The organism is Haloferax sp. AS1, from assembly GCF_014530665.1.
Lineage (GTDB): Archaea > Halobacteriota > Halobacteria > Halobacteriales > Haloferacaceae > Haloferax > Haloferax volcanii.
The window spans coordinates 215,562-238,183 of sequence record NZ_SPSA01000001.1; the positions used below are offsets into that span (position 1 = coordinate 215,562).

Below are 22,622 nucleotides of genomic sequence, written 5' to 3' on the forward strand. Positions count from 1 at the left end.
CTTACCCCGCCACCTCGTAGAAGTCCTGTGGTGTGTACTGGGTCTCCTCGTCTTCGCTGGCGAGGTCGCAGCCGACCGTCTCCGAGAGGAACGCCTCGGGGATGACGCGGTCGTCGACCGCCTCCACGTTGTGCTCTCCGTCCGCCCGCATGACCCACATGTGGTGGTCGACGTGGTGGGTCGCCCCGTCCAGCGCGATGCTCTCGCCCGCGGGGGCCTCGGGCGCCTCGTACGTGATGCCCGATTCGAGCGCGGCCTTCACTTCCGCTTGGTCGGTCGTCCCGGCCTGCTCGACCGCCTGCTTGTACATGTAGATAGAGAAGTAGTTGTTCTCGGCCTCCTCGTTGAGATACGGCGCGTCGGGGAACTTCTCGAAGTACCGGTCGACGAAGCCGCCGTCCTCCGTGTTCCGCTCGGTCGGGATTTCCTCCATGTAGTTGACCCCGGCGTAGATGTTCTCCATCGCGGGCGGGTCAAGCCGGAGGTGCTCGTACCCCTGCGCCATCGCCGTCGACGTTCCGATGGGCACGTCCAGCCCGGCGGAGGCCTTCTGCTCGTAGAACGAGGTGTGGTTCGCGCCGACGAGCATCGACATCACGAAGTCGGGGTCGGCCTCCTGGATGCGGTTGATGGTCGAACCGAACTGGGAGTTCGAAAGCGGGATGAACTCCTCGCCGATGACCTCCGCGCCGTTCTCGTTGGCGAGGACCCGCACCCAGTCCGCCGAGAGCTGTCCGAAGTTGTAGTCGGCGGCGATGGTGTAGATCCGCGGGCCGTACTCCTCGACGAGGTACGGGAGGACGCTCCCCAACTGCTGGCGGGCGGTCGGCCCGACGGCGAAGACGTTCTGGTCGCAGACGCCGCCCTCGTACTGGGTCGTGTAGAAGTACAGTTGGTCCTCACGGTCGATGATGGGCCGAATCGCCTCCCGCGTCGCAGAGGAGTAGCCCGCCCACAGCGCGTCGACGTTCTCCTGATTGATTGCGCGCCTCGTCAACTCCTGGTAGCGCTGGTTGTCGGACTGCGGGTCGGGGTCGAAAACCTCGATCTGTTGGCCGTTGATGCCGCCGTTTTCGTTAATCTCCTCGATGGCGAGGAGCGACGCCTTGTACTTCGGGTCACCGACCAGCGCGAAGTTTCCCGAGCGGTCTTCGAGTATCCCGAGGGTTATCGTGTCGCTGCTGGACGACGTACCTCCCATACACCCGGCGAACGCGGTCCCGGCGACCGCCGCCGCCGACCCGAGGAACTGACGCCGACTTACGAGTCGGTCGTTCATTCACCGACACCCCCGAACGACACTCGTGAATCCTCCGATTTTGCGTAGATAATGGATGAATCTTCAGCAATCTGCACGAGAGCAGTGCGTTTGTCAACGTTTTCGAACACATGTCTCCGTTCTGAAGGATATATAAAAGGGTTCTCAATCGAGTATTAATTTTACATCTATTGAATATAGTGGTATAAGGTTGGAAAAGGTAAACATTAGACATGTGTAACCGAAAGTAATCTCGTAACATCTGCGACATACTCGACACATCAGATTTTATTGGTTCACTAATTTAAAGAAATTCAGTTATTTCCGAACAGTTCGAATATTTGATAGGTGTTCGGGGCGTGAGCGGCCGGTTCCCGCGCGGTTCGGTCCACCGGAGTCCGATAGACAAACCAGTAGCATCTCGGGCCCCGACAGGGCAAATATTGTTCTCCTGGCCATATTTATCCTAAATGTCTCGAATATGTCGATAAAGATGTGTGAATATCCATTTGGTCATTCCGACACGAACGCGTCCGTTCGGTGTGTGTCGCTATGACCGGCGAGTTCGTTCCCGGTGAGGTCATCACCGCCGACGGGACCATCACGCTGAACGAGGGGCGAGAGACGGACGAGGTGACGGTGGGGAACACCGGCGACCGGCCGATACAGGTCGGCTCTCACTTCCATTTCTTCGAGGCGAACGCCGCGCTGTCGTTCGACCGCGAGGCGGCCTACGGGATGCGGTTGAACATCCCCGCGGGGACCGCGGTCCGGTTCGAACCCGGCGACCAAACGTCGGTCGAACTGGTCGCTATCGGCGGCAAGCGCCGCGCCCACGGGATGAACGGGATGGTCAACGGCAGCGTCGACACCGACCCGAGCGCCGCCGTCGAGCGCCTGCGCGCGGCCGGGTTCGCTGACACCGGCGCTTCCGACGACGAACACGGCACCGCGGAGGGGTCGAGCGAATGACGAAGGACATCGACCGCGAGGCCTACGCCGACCTGTACGGCCCCTCGGAGGGCGACCGCGTCCGACTGGCCGACACCGAACTGTTCGCCGAGGTCGAGACGGACTACCGGACGCACGGCGACGAGGCCGTCTTCGGCGGCGGGAAGACGCTCCGCGACGGTCTGGGGATGGCCCCCGACGTGACCCAAGCAGACGGGGCGCTGGACTGGGTCATCACGAACGCGACCGTCATCGACCCGGTACTCGGCGTCGTCGCCGGCGACATCGGCATCCGCGACGGCGACATCGTCGGCGTCGGCAAGGCGGGCAACCCCGACACGATGGACGGCGTGGACATGGTCGTCGGCCCGGCGACCGACGTCTACCCGGCCGAGGGGAAGATTGCGACCGCCGGCGCGCTCGACATCCACGTCCACTGGAACTCCGCGCAACTGCACGAACACGGGCTGGCGTCCGGCATCACGACGATGCTCGGCGGCGGCTACGGCGGCGGCGCGACGACCTGCACGACCGGCCCGCAGAACATCAAGCGGTTCCTCCAAGCCGCCGAGGCGTGGCCCGTCAACGTCGGCTTCTACGGCAAGGGGAACGCGTCCACGCCCGAACCCCTCATCGAGCAGGTCGAAGCCGGCGCGTGCGCGCTCAAACTGCACGAGGACTGGGGGTCGATGCCCGCGGCAATCGACACCTGCCTCGACGTGGCCGAAGACGAGGACGTACAGGTGTGTATGCACACGGACACGCTCAACGAGGCCGGCTTCGTCGAGAACACGTTCGCGGCCGTCGACGGCCGGACGATGCACCTGTTCCACATCGAGGGCGCGGGCGGCGGTCACGCCCCCGACATCATGGAACTGGTCGGCGAGCCGAACATGCTCCCGTCGTCGACGAACCCCTCGATGCCGTACACGGACAACACGTTCGACGAGCACCTCGACATGGTGATGGTGTGTCACCATCTCAACCCCGACGTGCCCGAGGACGTGGCGTTCGCGGAATCGCGGGTGCGCGCCGAGACCATCGCCGCCGAGGACGTGCTCCACGACATGGGCGCGATTTCGATGATGACGACCGACTCGCAGGCGATGGGTCGGCAGGCCGAACTCGTCTCGCGGACGTGGCAGACCGCCTCGAAGATGAAGTCCCAACGCGGGCCGCTCCCCGAAGACGAGGGGACCGGCGCGGACAACCACCGCATCAAGCGCTACCTGGCGAAGTACACCATCAACCCCGCGATATCCGCGGGTATCGACGACTACGTCGGCACGCTCGAACCCGGCAAACTCGCGGACGTGGTGCTGTGGGACCCCGCGTTCTTCGGCGTCAAGCCGGCGATGATATTCAAAGGCGGCTTCCCCGTCCACTCGGAGATGGGCGAGGCCAACGGCTCGTTGATGACGTGCGAACCGATTCTCCAGCGCCGGCGGGCCGGCGCGGACGGCAAGGCCAAACACGGCCTCTCGCTGTCGTTCGTCTCCCCGGCCGCCGCCGACAACGACGTCGGCGAGGCGTACGGCCTCGACTCGCGGGTCGTCCCGGTGGGCGGCACGCGCACGCCCGGCAAGGAGGACATGCTGTACAACGACTACTGCCCCGACGACATCGACGTCGACCCCGAGACGTTCGAGGTCGAAGTCGACGGCGAACTCGTCACCTGCGAACCGGCTTCCGAACTCCCCCTCGCACAGCGGTACACGCTATGAAACTCACCCCGAAAGAACAGGAACGGCTCACGGTCTTCACCGCCGCAGAGGTCGCGCGACGCCGCAAGGAGCGCGGCGTCCCGCTGAACCACCCCGAAGCGGTCGCGTACATCACCGACTGGTGTATCGAGCGCGGCCGCGACGGACAGTCCGTCGCCGAGATTCGCTCCGGGGCGTCGCAGTTGCTCGGCCGCGAGGACGTCATGGACGGCGTCCCCGAGATGATTGACATGATTCAGGTCGAACCGATGTTCCCCGACGGCACCAAGCTCGTCACCGTCCACGACCCCATCCGGTCCGACAGCGTCGGCACCGCCGATTCGACGGCGGACGCGGCGACCGACGGGAGCGACACAGACGACATCGACACGAGCGGGGGTGACGACGCGTGAGCCTCACGCACCGCGACGTGGCGACGGTCGGTATCGGCGGGCCCGTGGGGTCGGGCAAGACGTCGCTTCTGACCGAACTCGTGCCGCAGCTTCGCGAACAGGGGTTGAACGTCGGCGTCATCGCCAACGACATCCTCACGCAGGAAGACGCCGACGTGTTGCGCGAGCGGTTCGCCGGGGTCGTCCCCGAGAGCCTCGTCGCGGGCGTCGAGACCGGCGCGTGCCCGCACACGGGCATCCGGGAGGACCCGTCGATGAACCTCCAGCAGATAGACGACTTCCTCGCGGACCACCCCGAGCTAGATATCGTGCTGATAGAGAGCGGCGGCGACAACCTCGCGGCGACGTTCAACCCCGAGCTCGCGGACTACTCGCTGTACGTCATCAGCGTCGCGGAGGGCGACGACATCCCGCGGAAGCGCGGCCCCGGCGTCGTCGACTGCGACCTGCTCGTCATCAACAAGACCGACCTCGCGCCGCACGTCGACGCCGACCTCGACGCGATGGAGCGGGACGCGAAGGCGGTCCGAAGCGGGCCGTTCGTCTTCACCGACTGTCGTTCTCAGACGGGCATCGAGGAGGTGCTGACGCACGTTCGCGAAGGGGTGCTGTTCGCCTGATGGCCGCCGACTCGCCCCCGCCGTCGTTCGAGCGGTACGCGGCGGAGCCCGTCCCGCAGGCGGCGGTCGGCGCGCCGGGAAAAGACGGCGTCCTCGAACTGACGTTCGAGCGGACCAGCCGCGGGACGGCGCTCGTCCACGACTACGCGACCGTGCCGTTCCATATTTCGGGAACGCTCGGCCACGACCCGCACCCCGAGGCAGAGACGGTGTTCGTCCAGTCGCCGACCGGCGGCGTCGCCCAAGGCGACCGCCACGACCTGACCATCGCGGTCGAAGCCGACGCAATCGCGCACGTCTCGACGCAGAGTTCGACGAAGGTGCAGACGATGGAGCGCAACTACGCCGGCGTCGACACCGCGCTGTCGGTCGCCGCCGGCGGCCACCTCGACTACGTGCCGGAGCCGACGATTCTCCACGCGGACGCCCGGTACACGCAAGACCTGCGTCTCGACGTCGCAGACGGCGCGACGGCTATCGTCGGCGACGTGGTCGTCTCGGGGCGACTCGCCCGCGGCGAGCGGTTCGAGTTCGACCGCTATCGCTCTCGACTGCGCGCGACCGGCCCGGACGGCCTCCTGTTCGAGGACGCCACGCATCTCGCGCCCGACGAGTCGGACCCGAGCGCGCCGGGACTCCTCGGTGAGCACGCGGTCTACGGGACCCTGTTCGTCGTCGCGCCGGGCCGAGACGCGGCCTCGTTGAGCGACGACCTCCACGAGGCGGTCGCGGCTACCGACGCCCGCGCCGGCGCGACCGAACTGCCGAACGACGCCGGTGTCGCGGTTCGCGCGCTCGGTGACTGCGCGGACACCGTCCGGACCGCGTGCGACGCCGCCTGGGACCGTGCGCGGCGGGCGTTACTCGACGCCCCCGCGCCGTCCGGGAGGAAGTACTGATGCTCGTCGCCGACACCTACCTCGGCCACCGGGACGACCCGGCGGTCCGAGCCAGACTCGACGAGGCCGACGCCGCCCGCGTGGTGCTGTCCGACGACGACCGACGGCGCTCGCGCGTCAGAACCGAGACCGAAGACGGCCGGGACCTCGGCGTCGTCGTCGGGCGCGAACTCGACGACGGCGACGTGCTCGAAACGGAGACTGGCGACCTCGTCGTGGTCGAACTCGCGGCTATCGACGTGCTCGTCGTCGACGTGGGCGCCGCCGACGTGTCCACGACCGCCGCGGTGGAACTGGGTCACGCGCTCGGCAACCGCCACTGGGACCTCGCCATCCGTGACGGCGAGGCGCTGTTCCCGGTTCCCGACACCTACGAGCGGATGGAAGCGACCGTCGCGGACCACCTCCCGCCGGGCGTGACGACCCGACGCGAGACCGTCTCGCCGGCTCTCTTCGACGACGGTGGACCCGACCACGGCCACGGCGACCACAGCCATAGCCACGGCGACCACCACCACGGCGGGCACAGTCACGGGGACGGCGATCACGACCACAGCCACGGCGATCACGACCACAGCCACGACGGCCTGCTCCGGTTCGCTCGGGGGGACGAGCGATGACCGACGGCGCTCGGCTCGAATCCTTTCGGTTGGCCGATTCGTTCCTCCCGGTCGGGACGTACACCGCCTCCTACGGCCTCGAACAGTTCGTTCAGGAAAATCGGGTCGAAGACGCCGACGACCTCCGGGCGTTGCTATCGACGTATCTCAAACAGCAGGTCGGCCCGTGCGAACTGGTCGCGCTTCGGGCGGCTCACACCGCCGCCCGCGACGGCGACTTCGACGCGGTCTGTCGCGCCGACCGCCGCCTGACCGCGGCGACGCTGTCCAAGGAGTTCAGAAAGAGCGCCCGACAGTCCGGCAACCGCCTCCTCTCGCTCCAGCGGGAGCTCCGCGAGTCGCCCCTCCTCGACGAGTACGCCGAGGCCGTCGACGCCGACGACGCGACCGGGAACTACGCCGTCGTCCTCGGCGTCGCCGCCGCGAGCGCGGACATCGACGCCTCGGAGGCGTGTCTGCTCTGTTGTCACGGCTTCGTGACCGGACTCGTCGGGGCCGCCCAGCGGGTGCTCTCGCTCGGACACACCGACGCCCAGCGGATTCTCCACGACCTCCAGCCGGTGATGACCGAGGCCGCCGCCGACAGCGCCGACCGAGGGATAGACGAGATGTCGCCGTTCGCGCCACTCATCGACGTTCTCTCCGCGAATCACGAGCGCGCCGACCGGCGGCTGTTCATGAGCTAAGTCGGGCCGGGCGACCGCCGCCAGCGCGCCGTCCCGGCGAGGGACGTCGAGCACACAAGGCACTTAACGTGACAGATGAACAACCTCTCATGCAGCGCAGACAGGTCCTCGCGTCTCTCGGCTCGCTCGCCCTCCTCTCGGGATGTCTCGGCGGCCCCGCCGAATCCCCGACCGAGACGACGACCACGACCGGAACCAACACCTCCGAGTCGGAGTCGACCGAATCCGGACGGGCCGCGACCACCACGAGCGACTGCGGTCGGACGGAGTTCTGCGAGGGGTCGGAGCTCGTTCGCGTCCGGGTCGACGGTGGCTTCTCCGGCGAAGTCGTGTTGAACCCCGCGTGCCGCGAGAGCGACATCGAACTCTCGCCCGGCGAGACGGAGACGCTCATCCGACAGACCGACGCCGAGACCTGCGACGTGGAACTCCTCGTCGACGGCGAAGTGGCCTACGACGGGCGGATTCAGGACTACGAGTACGTGATGGTGCGCGTCGGCTCGGACGGGGAAATCTCACTGCAGAAGGAAGTCCTCTAACGGTCTCAGTCGCCTCCAGTCATCTCCGCTCGCCTCGGCTACCGGCGCGTCTCGACGGCCAGCACCACGACCGAGACGACGAGCGAGAGGACCGCAACCGCGACGCCGAACAGGTAGTACGGGTTCGACCCGGCCGGGTACGACAGGAGCGAAAACAGCAGGAACGACGACCCCATCGCGACGATGACCATCGCTTGTGGGTCGGGGTCGTACGCTTCCGCGAGAACCTCTCGAACCGTGCGCGACATGCCTCCGCTTCGACGCGCTCGCTCATAGCCTTGTCGCGCGGTTGAACAAACCCGTCTCGGCTGCGGCCGTGTCGGAGCCGCCGCACCGCCGCCGATTCCGACTACCGGTGCAGCAGATGCACGTACCGCACCAGCGACCGGTGGACCCGTCGCTCGAACACTCGTTCGACCTCCCAGCCGGCGTCCTCGGCCGCCTCAGCCCACGACCGGTCGGCAACCATCACGCACTCGGGGGCGACCCGGCGGACCTCCGCCAGCGCGCCGCCGACGAGGTCCGCAAGCGAGTGGCGGGCGATTTTCGACTGCCGGCCGTAGGGGGCGTCGAACACCGCGCCGTCCATCGAATCGTCGCGGAGGGGGAGCGCGGTGGCGTCGCCGCGGACCACGTCGCCGGAGCCGACGTAGTGACGCAGGTTCTCCCGCGCGCCGCCGACCATCTTCGCTTGGGCGTCGACGCCGACCACGTCGGCACCGACGAGGCCGGCTTCGAGGAGGACGCCGCCGGTGCCGCACATCGGGTCCAGAATCCGGGCACCGGGCTGCGCGCCGGCCATGTTGACGAAGGCGCGGGCGTCCACGGGGGCCATGCTGCCCGGCTGGAAAAACGGCCGGTCGGTCGGTTTCCGGTCGGTGAAGTCGCGGACGGCCTCGACGGCGGTCCAGCCGACGAGACAGGCGTCCTCGGAGAAGTAGACCCGTAGCTCGTGGTCGGGGTCGTCCAAGTCGACGCCGAAGCCGCGCTCGACGAGCGCCGACCCGAGTTCGCGCTCGGCGTCGGTCGTGCTGATACCGGCGAGTCCTCGCACGTCGCGGGCGCGGACGGCGACGGTCCCCCCGCGGTCGACGTTCGCGGCCGCGACGACGGCGCGGGCGGCCTCGATGTCGGGGTCGCATCGCCCGACCAGTTCGACGACGCGCCGGGTGTAGGCGAGTCGCCTCGCGCGCTCCGGTTCGACGCCGCGGGCGGTGGCGAGACCGGGGGCGACGACCGTCACGCCCGTCGCGGCCGCCTCGGCCTCGCGGGCGGCGAAGGCGTCTTCCTCGCCGGCGAGTTCCAATCCGTACACGCTCGGACCTGACGGGCCGCGGAAATGAGGGTATCGGTCGTCGTCGCGCCCGCGGGGGCGTCGGCCGGCCCGGACCGACCGCGACTCCGCTGAACCTGACACCTCGACGACGGCGAGACTTATATCGGGCGCTCCGAATCCACTTGCATGACCTCTCTCGACGCCATCCTCTGGGGCGCGGCGGCGCTCACCTACGGGCTCGGTGACTACGTCACGACCGTCCTCGGAGTCAGGACGGCGGGCGTGCAGGAAGGCAATCCCCTCGTGCGACGCCTCTCCGGCGGCGACCCCGGTCCCGGCTCGTTCGCGGTGTTGAAGCTCGTCTCGGTCGCGCTGTTCTTCGCGGCCTACTGGGCGCTCAAGCCGGCGGTCGCCCGACTCGCAGTTCCACTTTCGCTGACAGTTCTCGGCGCGGTCGTCACCGCCCGAAACGCCCGGATTATTCACCGCCGCGCGTAAGCTGTCATTCCCTCGCACCAATCTTTTTAACCCTTAAATACGTGACTTAAATCGTTGTATGACCGACCCCAAGGACACAATCAACATCGAAAACGTCGTCGCCTCCACGGGAATCGGCCAAGAGCTCGACCTCCAGAGCGTGGCGATGGACCTCGAGGGTGCCGACTACGACCCCGAGCAGTTTCCGGGACTCGTCTACCGCACGCAGGAGCCGAAGTCCGCGGCGCTCATCTTCCGGTCCGGGAAAATCGTCTGCACCGGCGCGAAGTCGACCGACGACGTCCACGAGAGCCTCGAAATCGTCTTCGACAAGCTCCGCGAGCTTCAGATTCCGGTCGACGACGACCCCGAAATCACCGTGCAGAACATCGTCACGAGCGCGGACCTCGGCGAGAACCTGAACCTCAACGCCATCGCCATCGGGCTCGGTCTCGAAAACATCGAGTACGAACCGGAGCAGTTCCCCGGCCTCGTCTATCGCCTCGACGAACCGAGCGTCGTCGCGCTCCTCTTCGGGTCGGGCAAACTCGTCATCACGGGCGGCAAACAGCCGACAGACGCCGAGGCGGCGGTCGACGTCATCATCTCGCGACTCTCCGAACTCGGTCTCCTCAACGGGTCGTTCTAACGCCACCGAACCTCGACTGCGTCGCGTAACCGGGACTCGAATCGACCGAATCTAAGTCAGTCGCGTCCTTCGGGCCGGTATGGACGCGCTCACCTTGCAGACGGCTACCGGTGCGCCGGTCACGGCCGTCGCCGGAACGTTCGCGCTGTTCGCGCTGTTCCTCTCTCTCACCGCCCACATCGCCGCGCGGAACGTCCTCGGCGACGTGGAACTCAAGAAGGCGTTCGCCGTCGGCCCGGTCCCGGCGGCCATCGCCGTCGTCTTCACCTCCTTCGGCTGGAACTCCTTCGTCGCGCTCGCGCTCGCACTCGGCCTCGACTTCGGCTTCGTCAAGTACCTCTACGGCCGGTCGACCCGCCTGTCGGCGTACGTGGTCGTCATCCACTTCGTCGTCTCGGTGCTTCTGGGTCTCGTCCTGTTCGGCCTCTCCGCCATCCTGCTGACCGCGCCATTCTGAGGCACCCGCCGTACTTTCTTGCCCGAGGCCGCCGAACCCCCGTTCGTGTCTCCCCGCCGACTCCTCTGGAACGACGCGGAACGCCGGCCGCGCGCCCCGTTTCGCCTGCTCTTGACGCCCGTCGTCTTCGTGGCCGTCTCGCTGGTGGTCGGATTCTCGCTTTCGACCGCGCTCGGCGGCCTCGCCGGGTCGAGCCGCCTCGCGTCGCTCGTCGTCTCGCTCGTCTCGGTCGGCGCGAGCGGTCTCGCCGCGCTCGTCGTCGCGCGGTACGTCGATAGGCGGACCGTCGCGGACCTCGGACTCGGACTCGACCGCGAGTGGGCGGTCGACCTCGGGTTCGGCCTCGCGCTCGGAACGGGCCTGATGACCGCCGTCTTCGTCGTCGGCGTCGCGGCCGGCTGGATTGCGGTCTCTCCCGCCCCGCTCGGCGTCGACCGACTGCTCGGCGTCGGGTCGCTTCTGGCGTTCTTCGTCGTCGTCGGCATCGCGGAGGAACTCCTGCTTCGGGGCATCGTCCTCACCGACGTCGCCGAGGGCCTCCGCTGGCGGTTCGGCCCGGACGCGGCGGTCGCCGGCGGCCTCGCCGTCTCCTCGGCGGTGTTCGGCGTCGCCCACTACACGAACCCGAACGCGGGGTTCGCCAGCACGACGAGCATCACGCTCGCGGGCGTCATGCTCGGCCTCGGCTACGCGCTCACCGGCGACCTCGCCATCCCGACGGGCATCCACATCTCGTGGAACTTCGTGCAGGGCGGCGTCTTCGGCTTCGCGGTCAGCGGCCTCGACTTCGGCACGTCGCTCGTCGAGACGACCGAACGCGGCCCCGACGTGATTACCGGCGGCGCGTTCGGCCCGGAGGCCGGTCTGCTCGGCGTCGGCGCAATCGTCCTCGGCGCGGTCTGCATCGCGGCCTACGTCCGGGTGCGCCGCGGCGACCTCGGGTTCGACCCGTCGGTCACGGTGCCGGAGCTGCGCTGGAAACAGTGAAAATCGGCGCGTCGCTTACTCGACTAACCGCTCGATTTCGGTGACGAGGATGCCGCTCGCGCCGACGCTTTTCAGGTCGCTGACGACCTCGAACACGTCGCGCTCGTTCACGACGGCGTGGACGGCCACGGTCGAGTCGCCGGCGACGTCCATCACGGTCGGGCCGCCGAGTCCGGGGATGACCTCCTTCACCTCGTCGAGTTTCTCGCGCGGCGCGTTCATCATCAGGTAGCGTTTGCCCTCCGCCGAGCGGACGGATTCGAGCGCCATGAGCAACTGCTGGACCTTCGAGTCGTCGACCACGTCGGGGCGGGCGAACAGCCGAACCGACGACGACAGCACCTCGTCGACGACCGCGAGCCGGTTCACCCGCAGGGTCGTCCCGGTCGAGGTGATGTCGATGATGGCGTCGGCCATCTCGACGTGGGGCGTCAGTTCGGTCGCGCCCGTGACCTCGACGACTTCGGCGTCGATGCCCGCCTCCTCGAAGTAGGTCCGCGCGATGTGGGGGAACTCGGTGGCGACGACCTTGCCCGACACGTCCGCGACGGTCTCGATGTCACCGTCCTCGGGCGCGGCGAGGACGAGCCGACACTTGCCGTACTCCAAATCGAGCAGGTCCTCGAGTTCGTGGCCCGACTCGCGGACCTGGTCGAGACCCGTGATGCCGACCTCGGCGGCCCCGTCGCGGACGTACTCGGGGATGTCGGCGGCGCGGGCGAACAGCACGGTCACGTCGGGGTCGACGGTCCCGGCGTAGAGTTTGCGCTCGGCACCGTTGTCGAGGTGCAGCCCCGCACGCTCCAGAAGTTCAATCGTCGGTTCGTGCAGGCGGCCCTTGTTGGGCACGGCGATTCGCATACCTCCCCGTCACGTCCCGGAGGTAATTGACTTTCGCAAGCCGGAACGGTTTTTGACACGTCTGCGAAGTGTCACCTATGGCTCCCGTCACGTTCGCCGGCGCGCTCGTCGGCGTCTCCCTCCTCGGTGCCGGTTGGTCCCGACTCAGCGCCGGTCGCCTCGAACGCCGAGACGTGTCCGTCCAGCGGTTCAGACAGCGAGTGCGAAGCAACTGGCTCTACGCCGCCATCCTGTTCGTCGGCGTCGTCTGGTGGACGAACGCGGACCGAGCGCTCCTCGCGGCCGTCGGCCTCCAGACCGACTGGCCGTGGGCGGCTCTCGGCTGGGCGCTCACCGGCGTCGGTGCCGCGGTCGTGGCGACCGTCTCGTACATGGGCGCGTTCCCGGTGGCGAGACGCGTGCGAGACGCCGATATGGGCGCGGGAGCGGCGGCCGCGAAGATGTTCCGCTACCACCTCGTCTTCGCGGCGCTCGTCTTCTGCGTGGTGACCGTGCTACACGTCGAATTCCGGGTCTTGGAGACCAGCGGCCTGCTCACCCTGCTCGCGTTCGCAGCCGCCGCGTACGCCTTTTCGGCACCGCTCGTGGGCGTCTCGCAGACGACGACGGTCCCCGACGACGCGACGCGCGAGCGACTCGACCGCCTGTGCGACCGCGCCGGTCTCTCGGTCTCACGGATTCGACTCCTCGACGGCGGCGGCCACCGCTCGGACCACCTCGTCCGCGGCCCGGTCGGTCGGAAGACGCTCTTTCTCACCGACTCGCTGCTCGACCGCTACGACGACGAGACGGTTACGGCGCTCCTCGCGGTCGACGCCGGACGGGTCGTTCGGTTCGTCTACGGGCTTCGGCTGTTCACCGTGACCGCGGCCGGTGCGTTCGTCTTCTGGGGCGTCGCGTGGTCGCCGTTCGGGTTCGTCCTGTCGTTCTTGACCTTCGCCGGAGTCGGCGTGATACTGCTCGTGACCGGCGAGTACGCGAGCAAGCGGCTCGTCTATCGGGCCGACGAGGCGGCGGCAGAACGGGTCGGCCGCGCGGCCGTCGCCGACGCGCTCGCCGCGACCGCCGACGAGGTCGATACCGGCCGCGCGGGGTCGTTCCTCTCGTTCGAGCCGTCGCTGGCATCGCGCATCGAACGGGTCCGAGACGGCTCCGGGGCGGACGAGACGGACGCGTAGGGACCGCTCCGGGGACCCGACGCTATCCTTCGACGAGGTGGTCGAGCAGGCGGTCGAACCGGTCGACGAACCGCTCGGGGAGCGACGGCGACACGTCGTCCAACAGCCGGGTCGTCCGCTCGGGGTGGGTGAGGACGAGCGTCACGCGGTTGTGCAGGTCGCGCTCCTTGCGGACCACGTCGCGTTCGACGAGGTGGTCGAGGTGCCACTCCAGCGTGCTGCGGGCGACGCCGATGTCGTCGGCCACGTCGTCGGGGCGGGCGTCGCCGTGTTCGAGGAGGTGGCCGAGGATGTCGCGGGCGGTCTCCCGGCGGACGAGCGCGAGCGCGCCGCGCTCCCACGCGTCGAACTCGGGGGGGAAGTAGTGCGTCCGTCCGTAGAACTCGGAGCGGCGGACCGTCTCGTCGGAGAGCAGTCTGCGGACGTGGTGTTGTACCTGGCCGGGAGCGAGGTCGAGCGCGCGAACGAGCTCGTTGAAGTGGACTCCCGGGTTGTGCTTGATGTGGTCGGCGACGCGGGTTCGTGTCTCACTCATGGGTCGTTGACCCCCGCCTCGCGCTCGATGCTCCGGGCGTAGTAGATGGCCGCGAGGACGAGGCCGGCCATCGCGAGGTCCAAGAGGTGTTCGACGACGTGGTGGTCGAACTCGGAGAGGACGCCGCCGAGCGTCAGCGCCGCGACGGCCGCCCGCGACGCGAACGCCAACAGCGCCAGCGCGACGAGCAGGTGCGACCGCGTCCGCCGCCGGAGGAAGACGGCGACGCCGAGCGCGGCCAGCGTGACCGACGAGACGCCCGCGAGAACGACGACCGCGGTCATCCACGGACCGCCCGCTTGGACGTGCCCCGGAACGAGCGCGAGGTTCGACGGGGGCTCCATGTCCCCCGATACTGGGGGTTCGGACCTAAGGGAGGGTGCTCGTTCTCGATTTTCGGGAATCGGACTACCGCCGGTATTCGGCCCGCTCAGCGCCGAAACGGGCGGTCATCTCTCGCGGCCGCGAGACGGTGGATTCACCACCCCGCCGCCCCGAACGAGCGACATGAACACGCTCCGAATCGCGGGCGGACAGGTGCTCCGCCCCGACGCGACGGTCGAGGACGCGGACGTACTCGTGGACCGCGACGAGGGAACTATCCTCGACATCGGCGCGGACCTCGACGCCGACGCCGACGAGACGCTCGACGCCGCGGGCTGTCTCGTCACGCCCGGTCTGGTGAACGCCCACTGCCACGTGGCGATGACGCTCCTGCGCGGCTACGCCGACGACAAGCCGCTCGACGCGTGGCTCCGCGAGGACATCTGGCCCGCGGAGGGCGCGCTCATGCCCGAGGACGTGCGCGCCGGCGCGGAACTCGGCCTCGTGGAGATGATTAAGTCGGGGACCACCGGGTTCGCGGACATGTACTTCCACGTCCCCGAAATCGCCGCCGCGGTCGAGGAGGCCGGCCTCCGCGCCCGCCTCGGCCACGGCGTCGTCACGCTCGGGAAGGACGACGCGGACGCGCGGGCCGACATCGACGAGAGCCTCGACGTGGCCCGCGAGTTCGACGGCGCGGCCGACGGCCGGATTCGGACCGCCGCGATGCCGCACTCGCTGACGACGGTCGCGGAGGAGTACCTCCGCGAGTTCGTCGCCGACGCCCACGACGAGGGCATCCCGGTCCACTACCACGCCAACGAGACGACCGACGAGGTCGACCCCATCGTCGACGAGCGCGGCGAGCGCCCGCTGTCGTACGCGAAAGACCTCGGCATGCTCACCGGCGACGACTTCCTCGCCCACGGCGTCCACGTCGACGACGCGGAAATCGACCTGCTCGACGAGGCGGGCACCGGCGTCGTCCACTGCCCGGCGTCGAACATGAAACTCGCCTCCGGCATGGCTCCCGTCCAGAAACTGCTCGACGCGGGCGTCACGGTCGGCCTCGGCACCGACGGCGCGGCCTCGAACAACGACCTCGACATGTTCGACGAGATGCGCGACGCCGCGATGCTCGGCAAACTCGCCGCCGAGGACGCCAGCGCCGTCGCCGCCCCCGACGTGGTGCGGATGGCGACCGCCGGCTCCGCCGCCGCCGTCGACCTCCCCGGCGGCGCGCTCGAAGTCGGCGGCGCGGCCGACCTCGCCGTCGTCGACCTCGACGCGCCGCATCTCACGCCCGCGAACGACCTCGTGAGCCACCTCGCGTACGCCGCCCGCGGCTCCGACGTTCGCCACACGGTCTGTGACGGGCGGGTGCTGATGCGGGACCGCGAGGTGCTGACGCTCGACGAGGACGCCGTGATGGCCCGCGCCCGCGAGGCGGTCGCGTCGCTCCGCGAGCGCGTCTGAACCCCCCGTCCGGCCCGCCGCCGCCTCCGACTCGCCGCCGTCTGGTCCGGTCGCACCGCCCTCCAGCCTGCTACCCGGCCAGCTCGATGCGCAGTCCGTCGTCGGTCACGCTGACCTCCATGCGCTCGAACGTCCGGTGGTACTGCGCGACGTGTCGGCCGTCGCTGTGGTCGACCATGATGGACTTCTCGAACAGCGACGCCTCGTGGAGCCGCTTGACCTCCCGATAGGCCGTCGACAGCGGCACGTCGGCCCGACAGCTCAGCTCCTTGACCGTCAGCGGCTCGTCGGCGACGCGCAAGAGGTCCGGAACTGCGGGGGCGCTCATCAGGGCGAACAACTCCTGTTCGGCGAGCGTCTTGCCGTTATCTATGACGAGCATCGGCCCTCGGCGGTACAATCTCACGGTTGACACTTGTAGATTCGGGGGCGGCGACCGCCTTCGGTAGGGTTTTCGGACCCCTCTCCGAACCCACGGGTATGAGCGAACACTACGCTCCCGTCTCCGAGCACCTCGACGACGTCGAGGCCGCCCGGACGGAGGGACGACGCAAGATGGACTGGGCGCTCCAGCACATGCCCATCCTGCAAGAGCTCCGCGAGCAGTTCGCGGCCGAGAAGCCGCTCGCCGGCGAGGTCGTCGGTATGGCGATGCACGTCGAGGCGAAGACGGCGAACCTCGTCGAACTGCTGGCGCTCGGCGGCGCGGAAGTCGCCATCACCGGCTGTAACCCGCTTTCGACCCACGACGACGTGTCGGCGGCGCTCGACGCCCACGACGCCATCACCTCCTACGCCGTCCGCGGCGTCGACGACGAGGACTACTACGCGGCCATCGACGCCGTCATCGCCCACGAACCGACCGTCACGGTCGACGACGGCATGGACATGGTCTTTACCATCCACGAGGAGTACCCCGAACTCATCGACACCATCGTCGGCGGGGCAGAAGAGACCACGACCGGCGTCCACCGCCTCCGCGCGATGGACGAGGACGGCGAACTGAACTACCCCGTCTTCGCCGTCAACGACACGCCGATGAAGCGCCTGTTCGACAACGTCCACGGCACGGGCGAGTCGTCGTTGGCCACCATCGCCATGACGACGAACCTCTCGTACGCCGGCAAGAACGTCGTCGTCGGCGGCTACGGCTACTGCGGCAAGGGCGTCGCCAAGAAGGCCGCCGGCCAGAACGCGAACGTCATCGTCACCGAGGTCGACCCCCGCCGCGCGCTCGAAGCCCACATGGAGGGCTACGACGTGATGCCGATGGAGGAGGCCGCGAAGGTCGGCGACGTGTTCATCACGACCACCGGCAACCGCGACGTCATCACCCGCGAGGACTTCGAGAACATGAAAGACGGCGTCCTGCTCGCCAACGCCGGCCACTTCGACATCGAAATCGACCTCGACGCGCTGTCGGACCTCGCGGTCGACGAGTACGAGGCCCGCGACGGCGTCGACGCCTACGAACTCGAAGACGGCCGCCGCCTGAACGTCCTCGCCGAGGGCCGCCTCGTCAACCTCGCGTCGCCCATCGCGCTCGGCCACCCGGTCGAGGTCATGGACCAGTCGTTCGGCGTGCAGGCCGTCGTCGTCCGCGAACTCGTCGAGAACGGCGACGACTACGACGCCGGCGTCCACGACGTGCCCGACGAACTGGACCGCGAAGTCGCCGAAATCAAACTCGACGCCGAGGGCATCGAGTTCGACTCGATGACCGACGAACAGCGCGAGTACATGGGTAGCTGGGCCCACGGAACGTAAGCCGACCCGCGCTCTCTCTCGTTTCTCACAGCCGCCGCGCGTCAGCGACCGCGTTCGGCCCACTCGCCGGCGTTAGTGCGCGGCCATCTCCGAGAGGACGTTGACGCAGTAAATCCCGGCGAGGATGAGAAGCAGGCCGACGACGCCCGTCAGGTCGACCGGTTCGTCGAACGCGACGACGCCGATGGCCGCGACGCCGACGATGCCCAGCGCGGCCCACGTCCCGTACACCACGCCGATGGGGAGTTCTTCCAGCGTCAGCGAGACGAGGTAGAACGCGAGGCCGTAGCCGGCCACCACGCCGAGGCTCGGGAGAGGCTTCGAAAACCCCGCGGACAGTTTGAGCGCGGTCGTTCCGACGAGTTCCGACGCGATTGCGCCGGCGAGTAACACGTACGGGTTCATGTCCGTCGGTCCCGCCACGACCCGGATGAGCGTTCTGCAATCGCCCGCCACTTGCGGTCCGTTGCTCCCCGGTCAACAGGAACTATCAACTTACTAACCACCGGGCGACGGACACCTCCCCATGACCGAACTCGGCGAACTCGGCCTGTCGACCTACGAGGAGAAGGTGTACCGGACGCTCCTCGTCACGGGAGCCGCGACGGCCGCGACCGTCTCGGACGCGAGCGGCGTCCCGAACGGCCGGGTCTACGACGTGCTCAACGGGCTTCGGTCGCGCCGACTGGTCCGCGCGCAGTCGACCCAGCCGACGCGGTACGCCGCCGTCGACCCGGGCGCGGCGGTCGAGCGACTGCTGGCCGAGCGCGCGGCGGAACTGCGCGAGGAGTGGACGCGATACCGCGACGTGGCCGACGCGGTCCGGTCGAACCTCCTGCCGACGCCGCCGGCGGACGGGAGCGTCTGGCTCGGCCGCCTCGGCGGCGACGAGATGCGGACGGCGATGCACGAACACGTCCGGGCGGCGACCGAGTCCGTCTCCGCCGCGGTCGGCCCGCCGTACGAGCGGGCGTCGTGGGAGACGCTCAGAACCGAGTTCGACGCGTTCTTCGAGGGCGCTCGCGACGACCTCGACGTGTCGCTGCTCCTCAGCGACCCCGTGCTCGACTCGCTCCCCGACGAGTTTCGGGGCCTCGTGGCGTCGAAGCCCCAGACGGTCCGAATCCGCGTCCTGCCGCACCTGCCGGTCTCGTTCGACGTCGTCGACGGGACGGTCGCGTCGGTCGACATTCCGCACCCGCAGTCCGCCGCCGACCGCCTCGGCGTCGTCGTGGTGACGGACGCGGGCGTCGTCGACGAGTTCGACCGCCAGTTCCGGGCGCTGTGGGGGGACGCCGTCCCGCTTTTCGAGTGACGCCGCGCATCTCGTCTGCGCTCCCGGACGCCGGTCGCCCCATTTATCACCGCCCGCGGCCGACTCCCGACCATGTCTTCGAACAGAAAGGGAGACCGACGCGAGCGCGAACTCGTCAACGCTCTCGACGAGGCCGGCTTCGCCGTCATGCGCGCGCCCGCCTCCGGGAGCGCGACGACGCGCGAACTCCCCGACGTGCTCGCGGGCAACGGCGAGGTGTTCTACGCCATCGAGGCGAAGGCCTCCAGCGGCCGCCCCATCTACCTGAGCGGCGAGGAGGTCGAAGCGCTCGTCTACTTCTCGCGGAACTTCGGCGCGAAGGCTCGCATCGCCGTCCGGTTCGACCGCGAGGACTGGTACTTCTTCCACCCCGGCGACCTCTACGTGACCGACGGCGGGAACTACCGCGTCAAAAAGGAGACGGCGCTGGCGGAGGGCGAGGATTTCGAGTCGTTCACCGGCGGCCCGACGCAGACCAAACTCGGCGGCGACTGAGGTCGCGACGCGGTTTTCCGCGCTCGCTCACGCCCGAGCGAGCCGCTCGCCGAGCGAGTTCGCGCCCACGAAGCCGCGCTCGACGCGGCTGAGCCGCGAGGCGGGGAACCGGTAGGCGTGCAGTTCACCGAGGTCGGAGAGACCGGCGTTCACCGGCAGCGAGTCGAGATAGACCGCCTCGAACGTCGGTTCGTGGTCGCCGTAGTCGGCGTTCGTCTCGTACGCCGAGACGAGGGTTCCCGTCTCCGTCGGCGTCTCGTCGGCGCGCGTGCCGAGCGCCCGCGTGACGACGAGGAGGCCGCCGCTCTCGCGGTCGCGGACGAGGTCGCCGGCGCGGTGGTCGTGGTCGCGACAGAGCTGCGGCCCCGTCGCGTCCATCGGAACGAACGTCTCGTCGCCGCAGACGGCGCAGGTGGCGCGCCGGCGGCCCGGCGGCGGGACCTCGCCGCGGGTGATTTCGATGGCGACCCGGCGGAGGTGCTTACAGCGGGCGTGCCGGATGGCGTTGTCGGGACAGGTGCAGGTGCGCGCCTCCACGTCGACGACGTAGGTGCCGCCGTCGGTCTCGACGACGTAGCGACCGTCTCGGAGCGGCCGGACGGCCATCGGTTCGACGCGGGCGCGGCGGGCGCGCCCGGACAGTCCGTCCGACGGAAGCGTTGTCTTGCGGCGCACCGGGCGGCGAGTCGACGCGGGTGTGTGTGCGATGTGCGTCATGGTGGTGCGGGATTCCGACCCTCCCAGCGGCCGTTCGGGGTCGGTTTCCGTCACCTGCGTGTAGGTTCTCGAACGACCTAAACCCTCGTTTCGTGTGGAAAATCGGGCGCGTGAGTGGCTCTCGTCGGGCATCCGCCCATCGAAGACCTTTTAGAACGGCCGCGGATACGTCGTCGCATGGCTATCGAAGCGGAGATGCGGCGGAAGATTGCCGTCTCCATCGTCGCGGTCGGGGTGTTTATCGCCCTCATCGTCGGCATCGGTGCGACCTACAACCAGAGTGGACTCGTCTCCACCGGCGGGCTCGCACTCGTCGGCGCTATCACGGCGTTCGTCCTCGTGATGGCTGGTATCGGCGTTTGGCTGTCGCGTTCTTCCTAATCCGGCTGGTCGGTTTCGACGACGGGTTCGCCGTCGCGCGGGCGCTCGACGCGCAGCGGCGGCGCTCGCGGGTTGGCTACGTCGTCAGCACGGACTCCGTCAGTCGGCGGCTTCGTCGGTGGCGTCCGCGTCCGCGTCGTTCGTCGCCGTCTCGAAGTAGTTCATCGGGTGCTCGATGGTGTCACAGCGGTCGTCGCGGTTCACACAGAGGTCGTACGCCTGCATCGTCTCGCAGGTCGGCGGCGCGTACTGCGACCCGCTCGAATCCGCGAGGACGGTCGCCCGCTTCTGCAACGCCTCGGCGGTTTCGTCGCCGACGACGCCCCCGACCTCCTCGGGGTCGAGGCCGACGCCGACGAGGAACGCCGCGAGCGCGAACGCCGCCTCGTTCGGGAGCGACTCGCCCTCTCGCGCCCGCGCCAACAGCGCCTCGACGCAGGGCGGGAAGTGGTCGGGGTCCACCGCGTCGACGTAGACGGCGTTGACCGCGCCGCGGTCCGAAAGCAGGTTCCGCAGGCGCTCGACGTGGGGTTTGAGCGCGTCGGCGAGGCGGTCGCCCGCGTCGCTGCCGCGGACGGCGAAGGGAAGCCCCTCGGCGACCCGGCGGCGGACAGCCTCGCGGAGCAGCTCCGAGAGCTCCTCGCGGGTGACGCGGACCGCGCCGTCGGCCAGCGAGCGGTTGACGAGTCGCCAGTCAGCGCCCCAGTCGGTGTCGGAGTAGGTGAGATACGGCCCCACGTCGACCCAGTAGTGGGCGGGCGCGCGGCGGCTGTTGCGGGTCCGGTTCGACTCGGCCCGCACCGCGCCGTCGAGGTCGAACTCGCGGAGGAAGTCGTCGAGACTCGCGCGGGCCTCGCCGTGGACGTCGTCGTCGCCGGCGTCGAAGTCAGCGAGCATGCGCTCGTAGGCCGTGTCGGCCTCGGCGCGGGCGTACTTGTCCACCGCCGCGGGCGTCTCGACGAGCGAGACGATGATGCGCGAGATGGGGTACGAAAGCAGTTCCGTCTTGGTCTCCCGCGGGTAGGCCTCGTCGGGGTCGGGTTCGACGGTGCCCTCCATGAGGGCGCGTTCGACGCGCTCGACGCCACGCTCGACGGCCGGGGCGTCCTCTGCGACGAGCGTCGCGATGGCGACGTCCGCCGATTCGACCGCCTCTCTGGCCGCGGCGAAAAACGGGTATCGGGCGTGGAGCGGGCGCATCCGCATACCGCCACGTTCCGGGTGCCCACCGATAAACGCGACGGATTCGGCGGTGGCGCACGGGTCGCGTGACCCCGTCACAGACCCCGCCGCGACGACGGCGCATCACACAACCTATTACCGACCACTACCTCAGGCTCTCACGTGCCGCACTTCGACTACCCGTGTCCGGACTGCCGCGCCACGACCAGTCTCCACGACGCCGACTGCCGCTTCGAGGGGACGCCGTGGGTCGAAGTCGAGCGGGCCTACGTCGACATCGTCTCCGTCCTCGCTGGCGGCCCGTGCGACGAGGAGACGCTCCGCCGCGAAGCGCCGGGCGAGTGGGGGCCGCTCCAACAGGCCGCGCTCCGCCGACTCAAGCGCGACGAGCGGGTGTCGGACGCGAATTCGGGCGTCCTCCGACTGCGCACCGCCGAGGAGTTCAGAGAGGAGGTCTCGGAGCCGACCCGGGAGCCGATGCGGACGCTCCACCAGTACGGGAGCGTCCCCGGCTGTCACGACAACGCCGTCTTCGCCATGATAGCGTGGTACGAGATGGTCGGCCTGTCGTGGCCCGAGACGCGCGAAAACGTCGTCAACTGGCTCCGCGACACCGGCGCGTGGGACCGCGGCGGCTTCGAGGAGGCGACGCCCGCCGAACTCGTCGAGAAGAAGCGCCACGTCTACGAGGCGGGCTACGGCTGGAAGGAAAAGGCCGTCTCGGCCAAGCGCGTCATCGACCGCTACCGCTCTTGAGTCGACGCCGCGACCGAACCGCGTCATCGCGGCCGACGAGTCGGGCGGCGCGGTCGCTGACCGCTGAGAATCGAGAGAAACGAGTGGGACGGCTCGGTGG

At 68.7% G+C, this 22,622-nt stretch carries 29 protein-coding genes; 19 read left to right on the top strand and 10 right to left on the bottom strand.

Translation table 11 applies throughout. The features are described from left to right. Position 1: 1 nt before the first annotated feature. Positions 2-1,279, bottom strand: coding sequence for an urea ABC transporter substrate-binding protein (locus tag E4P24_RS01110; protein WP_188147994.1), 1,278 nt, complete (start codon positions 1,277-1,279; stop codon positions 2-4). Positions 1,280-1,810: 531 nt separating this feature from the next. Here E4P24_RS01110 and E4P24_RS01115 point away from each other — a divergent pair. The 8 genes from E4P24_RS01115 (at position 1,811) to E4P24_RS01150 (ending at position 7,689) form a co-directional block, all read left to right on the top strand. Next, entirely contained in the window at positions 1,811-2,230 is a 420-nt protein-coding gene (locus tag E4P24_RS01115) for an urease subunit beta (protein ID WP_115860637.1), read from the top strand. Next, positions 2,227-3,933: an urease subunit alpha gene (gene ureC / locus E4P24_RS01120; protein ID WP_188147995.1), complete on the top strand. Its 1,707-nt coding sequence runs from the start codon at positions 2,227-2,229 to the stop codon at positions 3,931-3,933. Before E4P24_RS01115 ends, ureC begins: the two co-directional genes overlap by 4 nt. After that, the gene (locus E4P24_RS01125) at positions 3,930-4,325 is read left to right on the top strand and encodes an urease subunit gamma (RefSeq protein WP_115891739.1); all 396 of its coding nucleotides are present in this window, start codon (positions 3,930-3,932) and stop codon (positions 4,323-4,325) included. The genes ureC and E4P24_RS01125 overlap by 4 nt, the downstream gene beginning before the upstream one ends. Then, positions 4,322-4,945: an urease accessory protein UreG gene (gene ureG, locus E4P24_RS01130; protein ID WP_188147996.1), complete on the top strand. Its 624-nt coding sequence runs from the start codon at positions 4,322-4,324 to the stop codon at positions 4,943-4,945. Before E4P24_RS01125 ends, ureG begins: the two co-directional genes overlap by 4 nt. Continuing rightward, the gene (locus E4P24_RS01135) at positions 4,945-5,844 is read left to right on the top strand and encodes an urease accessory protein UreD (protein WP_115802035.1); all 900 of its coding nucleotides are present in this window, start codon (positions 4,945-4,947) and stop codon (positions 5,842-5,844) included. The genes ureG and E4P24_RS01135 overlap by 1 nt, the downstream gene beginning before the upstream one ends. After that, a complete protein-coding gene (locus tag E4P24_RS01140; RefSeq protein ID WP_115860633.1) occupies positions 5,844-6,464 on the top strand; it encodes an urease accessory protein UreE in 621 nt (206 codons plus the stop codon). The genes E4P24_RS01135 and E4P24_RS01140 overlap by 1 nt, the downstream gene beginning before the upstream one ends. After that, positions 6,461-7,150 (top strand): urease accessory protein UreF, encoded by a 690-nt coding sequence (locus E4P24_RS01145; protein ID WP_115860631.1) that lies wholly within the window; start codon positions 6,461-6,463, stop codon positions 7,148-7,150. Before E4P24_RS01140 ends, E4P24_RS01145 begins: the two co-directional genes overlap by 4 nt. A gap of 89 nt (positions 7,151-7,239) precedes the next feature. Next, positions 7,240-7,689 (top strand): hypothetical protein, encoded by a 450-nt coding sequence (locus E4P24_RS01150; protein ID WP_188147997.1) that lies wholly within the window; start codon positions 7,240-7,242, stop codon positions 7,687-7,689. 38 nt (positions 7,690-7,727) lie between these two features. Here E4P24_RS01150 and E4P24_RS01155 read toward each other — a convergent pair whose 3' ends face one another. Both E4P24_RS01155 and E4P24_RS01160 read right to left on the bottom strand, forming a co-directional pair. After that, the gene (locus tag E4P24_RS01155; RefSeq protein ID WP_115860627.1) at positions 7,728-7,937 is read right to left on the bottom strand and encodes a hypothetical protein; all 210 of its coding nucleotides are present in this window, start codon (positions 7,935-7,937) and stop codon (positions 7,728-7,730) included. Positions 7,938-8,038: 101 nt separating this feature from the next. Beyond that, positions 8,039-8,995, bottom strand: coding sequence for a methyltransferase domain-containing protein (locus E4P24_RS01160; RefSeq protein WP_188148646.1), 957 nt, complete (start codon positions 8,993-8,995; stop codon positions 8,039-8,041). A 156-nt stretch (positions 8,996-9,151) separates the two neighbouring features. Between E4P24_RS01160 and E4P24_RS01165 the strand changes: the two genes are divergently transcribed. The 4 genes from E4P24_RS01165 (at position 9,152) to E4P24_RS01180 (ending at position 11,535) form a co-directional block, all read left to right on the top strand. Then, positions 9,152-9,463, top strand: a complete 312-nt coding sequence (locus E4P24_RS01165) for a DUF5658 family protein (RefSeq protein WP_004065626.1) — start codon at positions 9,152-9,154, stop codon at positions 9,461-9,463. Positions 9,464-9,521: 58 nt separating this feature from the next. After that, positions 9,522-10,091: a TATA-box-binding protein gene (locus tag E4P24_RS01170; RefSeq protein WP_004045271.1), complete on the top strand. Its 570-nt coding sequence runs from the start codon at positions 9,522-9,524 to the stop codon at positions 10,089-10,091. Between the two features lie 79 nt (positions 10,092-10,170). Next, positions 10,171-10,548, top strand: a complete 378-nt coding sequence (locus E4P24_RS01175; protein ID WP_004065624.1) for a hypothetical protein — start codon at positions 10,171-10,173, stop codon at positions 10,546-10,548. 18 nt (positions 10,549-10,566) lie between these two features. Then, positions 10,567-11,535: a CPBP family intramembrane glutamic endopeptidase gene (locus tag E4P24_RS01180; protein WP_115802041.1), complete on the top strand. Its 969-nt coding sequence runs from the start codon at positions 10,567-10,569 to the stop codon at positions 11,533-11,535. A 15-nt stretch (positions 11,536-11,550) separates the two neighbouring features. On the opposite strand, the gene hisG is transcribed toward E4P24_RS01180, so the two are convergent. Next, positions 11,551-12,396 (bottom strand): ATP phosphoribosyltransferase, encoded by an 846-nt coding sequence (gene hisG, locus E4P24_RS01185; RefSeq protein ID WP_115860621.1) that lies wholly within the window; start codon positions 12,394-12,396, stop codon positions 11,551-11,553. 77 nt (positions 12,397-12,473) lie between these two features. Between hisG and E4P24_RS01190 the strand changes: the two genes are divergently transcribed. After that, on the top strand, positions 12,474-13,574 hold the full coding sequence (locus E4P24_RS01190; protein WP_188147998.1) for a peptidase: 1,101 nt from the start codon (positions 12,474-12,476) through the stop codon (positions 13,572-13,574). Between the two features lie 22 nt (positions 13,575-13,596). Here the strand turns inward: E4P24_RS01190 and E4P24_RS01195 are convergent, their stop codons facing one another. After that, on the bottom strand, positions 13,597-14,109 hold the full coding sequence (locus E4P24_RS01195) for a winged helix-turn-helix transcriptional regulator (RefSeq protein WP_004045277.1): 513 nt from the start codon (positions 14,107-14,109) through the stop codon (positions 13,597-13,599). Then, the gene (locus tag E4P24_RS01200; protein ID WP_004045278.1) at positions 14,106-14,453 is read right to left on the bottom strand and encodes a hypothetical protein; all 348 of its coding nucleotides are present in this window, start codon (positions 14,451-14,453) and stop codon (positions 14,106-14,108) included. Before E4P24_RS01200 ends, E4P24_RS01195 begins: the two co-directional genes overlap by 4 nt. Positions 14,454-14,616: 163 nt before the next feature. Between E4P24_RS01200 and E4P24_RS01205 the strand changes: the two genes are divergently transcribed. Further along, entirely contained in the window at positions 14,617-15,909 is a 1,293-nt protein-coding gene (locus E4P24_RS01205) for an amidohydrolase (protein WP_188147999.1), read from the top strand. 70 nt (positions 15,910-15,979) lie between these two features. On the opposite strand, the gene E4P24_RS01210 is transcribed toward E4P24_RS01205, so the two are convergent. Continuing rightward, a complete protein-coding gene (locus E4P24_RS01210) occupies positions 15,980-16,291 on the bottom strand; it encodes a helix-turn-helix transcriptional regulator (RefSeq protein WP_004045280.1) in 312 nt (103 codons plus the stop codon). A 98-nt stretch (positions 16,292-16,389) separates the two neighbouring features. Between E4P24_RS01210 and E4P24_RS01215 the strand changes: the two genes are divergently transcribed. Continuing rightward, positions 16,390-17,676, top strand: a complete 1,287-nt coding sequence (locus E4P24_RS01215) for an adenosylhomocysteinase (RefSeq protein ID WP_188148000.1) — start codon at positions 16,390-16,392, stop codon at positions 17,674-17,676. A 72-nt stretch (positions 17,677-17,748) separates the two neighbouring features. Here the strand turns inward: E4P24_RS01215 and E4P24_RS01220 are convergent, their stop codons facing one another. Further along, positions 17,749-18,081 carry a multidrug efflux SMR transporter gene (locus E4P24_RS01220; protein WP_004045282.1) on the bottom strand — a complete coding sequence of 111 codons (333 nt, stop codon included), beginning with the start codon at positions 18,079-18,081 and terminating at the stop codon, positions 17,749-17,751. A gap of 121 nt (positions 18,082-18,202) precedes the next feature. On the opposite strand from E4P24_RS01220, the gene E4P24_RS01225 reads away from it, so the two are divergent. Beyond that, positions 18,203-18,991, top strand: a complete 789-nt coding sequence (locus E4P24_RS01225; protein ID WP_004065609.1) for a TrmB family transcriptional regulator — start codon at positions 18,203-18,205, stop codon at positions 18,989-18,991. A 72-nt stretch (positions 18,992-19,063) separates the two neighbouring features. Then, entirely contained in the window at positions 19,064-19,486 is a 423-nt protein-coding gene (hjc, locus tag E4P24_RS01230) for a Holliday junction resolvase Hjc (protein WP_004045284.1), read from the top strand. A 27-nt stretch (positions 19,487-19,513) separates the two neighbouring features. Here hjc and E4P24_RS01235 read toward each other — a convergent pair whose 3' ends face one another. Beyond that, a complete protein-coding gene (locus E4P24_RS01235) occupies positions 19,514-20,161 on the bottom strand; it encodes an SWIM zinc finger family protein (protein ID WP_006600785.1) in 648 nt (215 codons plus the stop codon). Between the two features lie 219 nt (positions 20,162-20,380). On the opposite strand from E4P24_RS01235, the gene E4P24_RS01240 reads away from it, so the two are divergent. Beyond that, positions 20,381-20,584, top strand: coding sequence for a hypothetical protein (locus E4P24_RS01240; RefSeq protein ID WP_004065604.1), 204 nt, complete (start codon positions 20,381-20,383; stop codon positions 20,582-20,584). 99 nt (positions 20,585-20,683) lie between these two features. Here the strand turns inward: E4P24_RS01240 and E4P24_RS01245 are convergent, their stop codons facing one another. Next, a complete protein-coding gene (locus E4P24_RS01245) occupies positions 20,684-21,784 on the bottom strand; it encodes a DNA primase (protein WP_115860811.1) in 1,101 nt (366 codons plus the stop codon). Between the two features lie 144 nt (positions 21,785-21,928). Here E4P24_RS01245 and E4P24_RS01250 point away from each other — a divergent pair, with 144 nt between their 5' ends. After that, on the top strand, positions 21,929-22,522 hold the full coding sequence (locus E4P24_RS01250; RefSeq protein ID WP_004045288.1) for a hypothetical protein: 594 nt from the start codon (positions 21,929-21,931) through the stop codon (positions 22,520-22,522). The last annotated feature ends 100 nt before the right edge of the window (positions 22,523-22,622 follow it).

Coding starts and splice junctions, on each gene's coding strand:
- E4P24_RS01210 (WP_004045280.1), bottom strand. CDS start 16,291: ATGCTCGTCATAGATAACGGCAAGACGCTCGCCGAACAGGAGTTGTTC.
- E4P24_RS01200 (WP_004045278.1), bottom strand. CDS start 14,453: ATGGAGCCCCCGTCGAACCTCGCGCTCGTTCCGGGGCACGTCCAAGCG.
- E4P24_RS01175 (WP_004065624.1), top strand. CDS start 10,171: ATGGACGCGCTCACCTTGCAGACGGCTACCGGTGCGCCGGTCACGGCC.
- E4P24_RS01135 (WP_115802035.1), top strand. CDS start 4,945: ATGGCCGCCGACTCGCCCCCGCCGTCGTTCGAGCGGTACGCGGCGGAG.
- E4P24_RS01195 (WP_004045277.1), bottom strand. CDS start 14,109: ATGAGTGAGACACGAACCCGCGTCGCCGACCACATCAAGCACAACCCG.
- hisG (WP_115860621.1), bottom strand. CDS start 12,396: ATGCGAATCGCCGTGCCCAACAAGGGCCGCCTGCACGAACCGACGATT.
- E4P24_RS01240 (WP_004065604.1), top strand. CDS start 20,381: ATGGCTATCGAAGCGGAGATGCGGCGGAAGATTGCCGTCTCCATCGTC.
- E4P24_RS01225 (WP_004065609.1), top strand. CDS start 18,203: ATGACCGAACTCGGCGAACTCGGCCTGTCGACCTACGAGGAGAAGGTG.
- E4P24_RS01110 (WP_188147994.1), bottom strand. CDS start 1,279: ATGAACGACCGACTCGTAAGTCGGCGTCAGTTCCTCGGGTCGGCGGCG.
- E4P24_RS01115 (WP_115860637.1), top strand. CDS start 1,811: ATGACCGGCGAGTTCGTTCCCGGTGAGGTCATCACCGCCGACGGGACC.
- E4P24_RS01155 (WP_115860627.1), bottom strand. CDS start 7,937: ATGTCGCGCACGGTTCGAGAGGTTCTCGCGGAAGCGTACGACCCCGAC.
- E4P24_RS01215 (WP_188148000.1), top strand. CDS start 16,390: ATGAGCGAACACTACGCTCCCGTCTCCGAGCACCTCGACGACGTCGAG.
- E4P24_RS01145 (WP_115860631.1), top strand. CDS start 6,461: ATGACCGACGGCGCTCGGCTCGAATCCTTTCGGTTGGCCGATTCGTTC.
- E4P24_RS01220 (WP_004045282.1), bottom strand. CDS start 18,081: ATGAACCCGTACGTGTTACTCGCCGGCGCAATCGCGTCGGAACTCGTC.
- E4P24_RS01125 (WP_115891739.1), top strand. CDS start 3,930: ATGAAACTCACCCCGAAAGAACAGGAACGGCTCACGGTCTTCACCGCC.
- E4P24_RS01245 (WP_115860811.1), bottom strand. CDS start 21,784: ATGCGCCCGCTCCACGCCCGATACCCGTTTTTCGCCGCGGCCAGAGAG.
- E4P24_RS01205 (WP_188147999.1), top strand. CDS start 14,617: ATGAACACGCTCCGAATCGCGGGCGGACAGGTGCTCCGCCCCGACGCG.
- E4P24_RS01190 (WP_188147998.1), top strand. CDS start 12,474: ATGGCTCCCGTCACGTTCGCCGGCGCGCTCGTCGGCGTCTCCCTCCTC.
- E4P24_RS01170 (WP_004045271.1), top strand. CDS start 9,522: ATGACCGACCCCAAGGACACAATCAACATCGAAAACGTCGTCGCCTCC.
- E4P24_RS01165 (WP_004065626.1), top strand. CDS start 9,152: ATGACCTCTCTCGACGCCATCCTCTGGGGCGCGGCGGCGCTCACCTAC.
- E4P24_RS01140 (WP_115860633.1), top strand. CDS start 5,844: ATGCTCGTCGCCGACACCTACCTCGGCCACCGGGACGACCCGGCGGTC.
- hjc (WP_004045284.1), top strand. CDS start 19,064: ATGTCTTCGAACAGAAAGGGAGACCGACGCGAGCGCGAACTCGTCAAC.
- ureC (WP_188147995.1), top strand. CDS start 2,227: ATGACGAAGGACATCGACCGCGAGGCCTACGCCGACCTGTACGGCCCC.
- E4P24_RS01150 (WP_188147997.1), top strand. CDS start 7,240: ATGCAGCGCAGACAGGTCCTCGCGTCTCTCGGCTCGCTCGCCCTCCTC.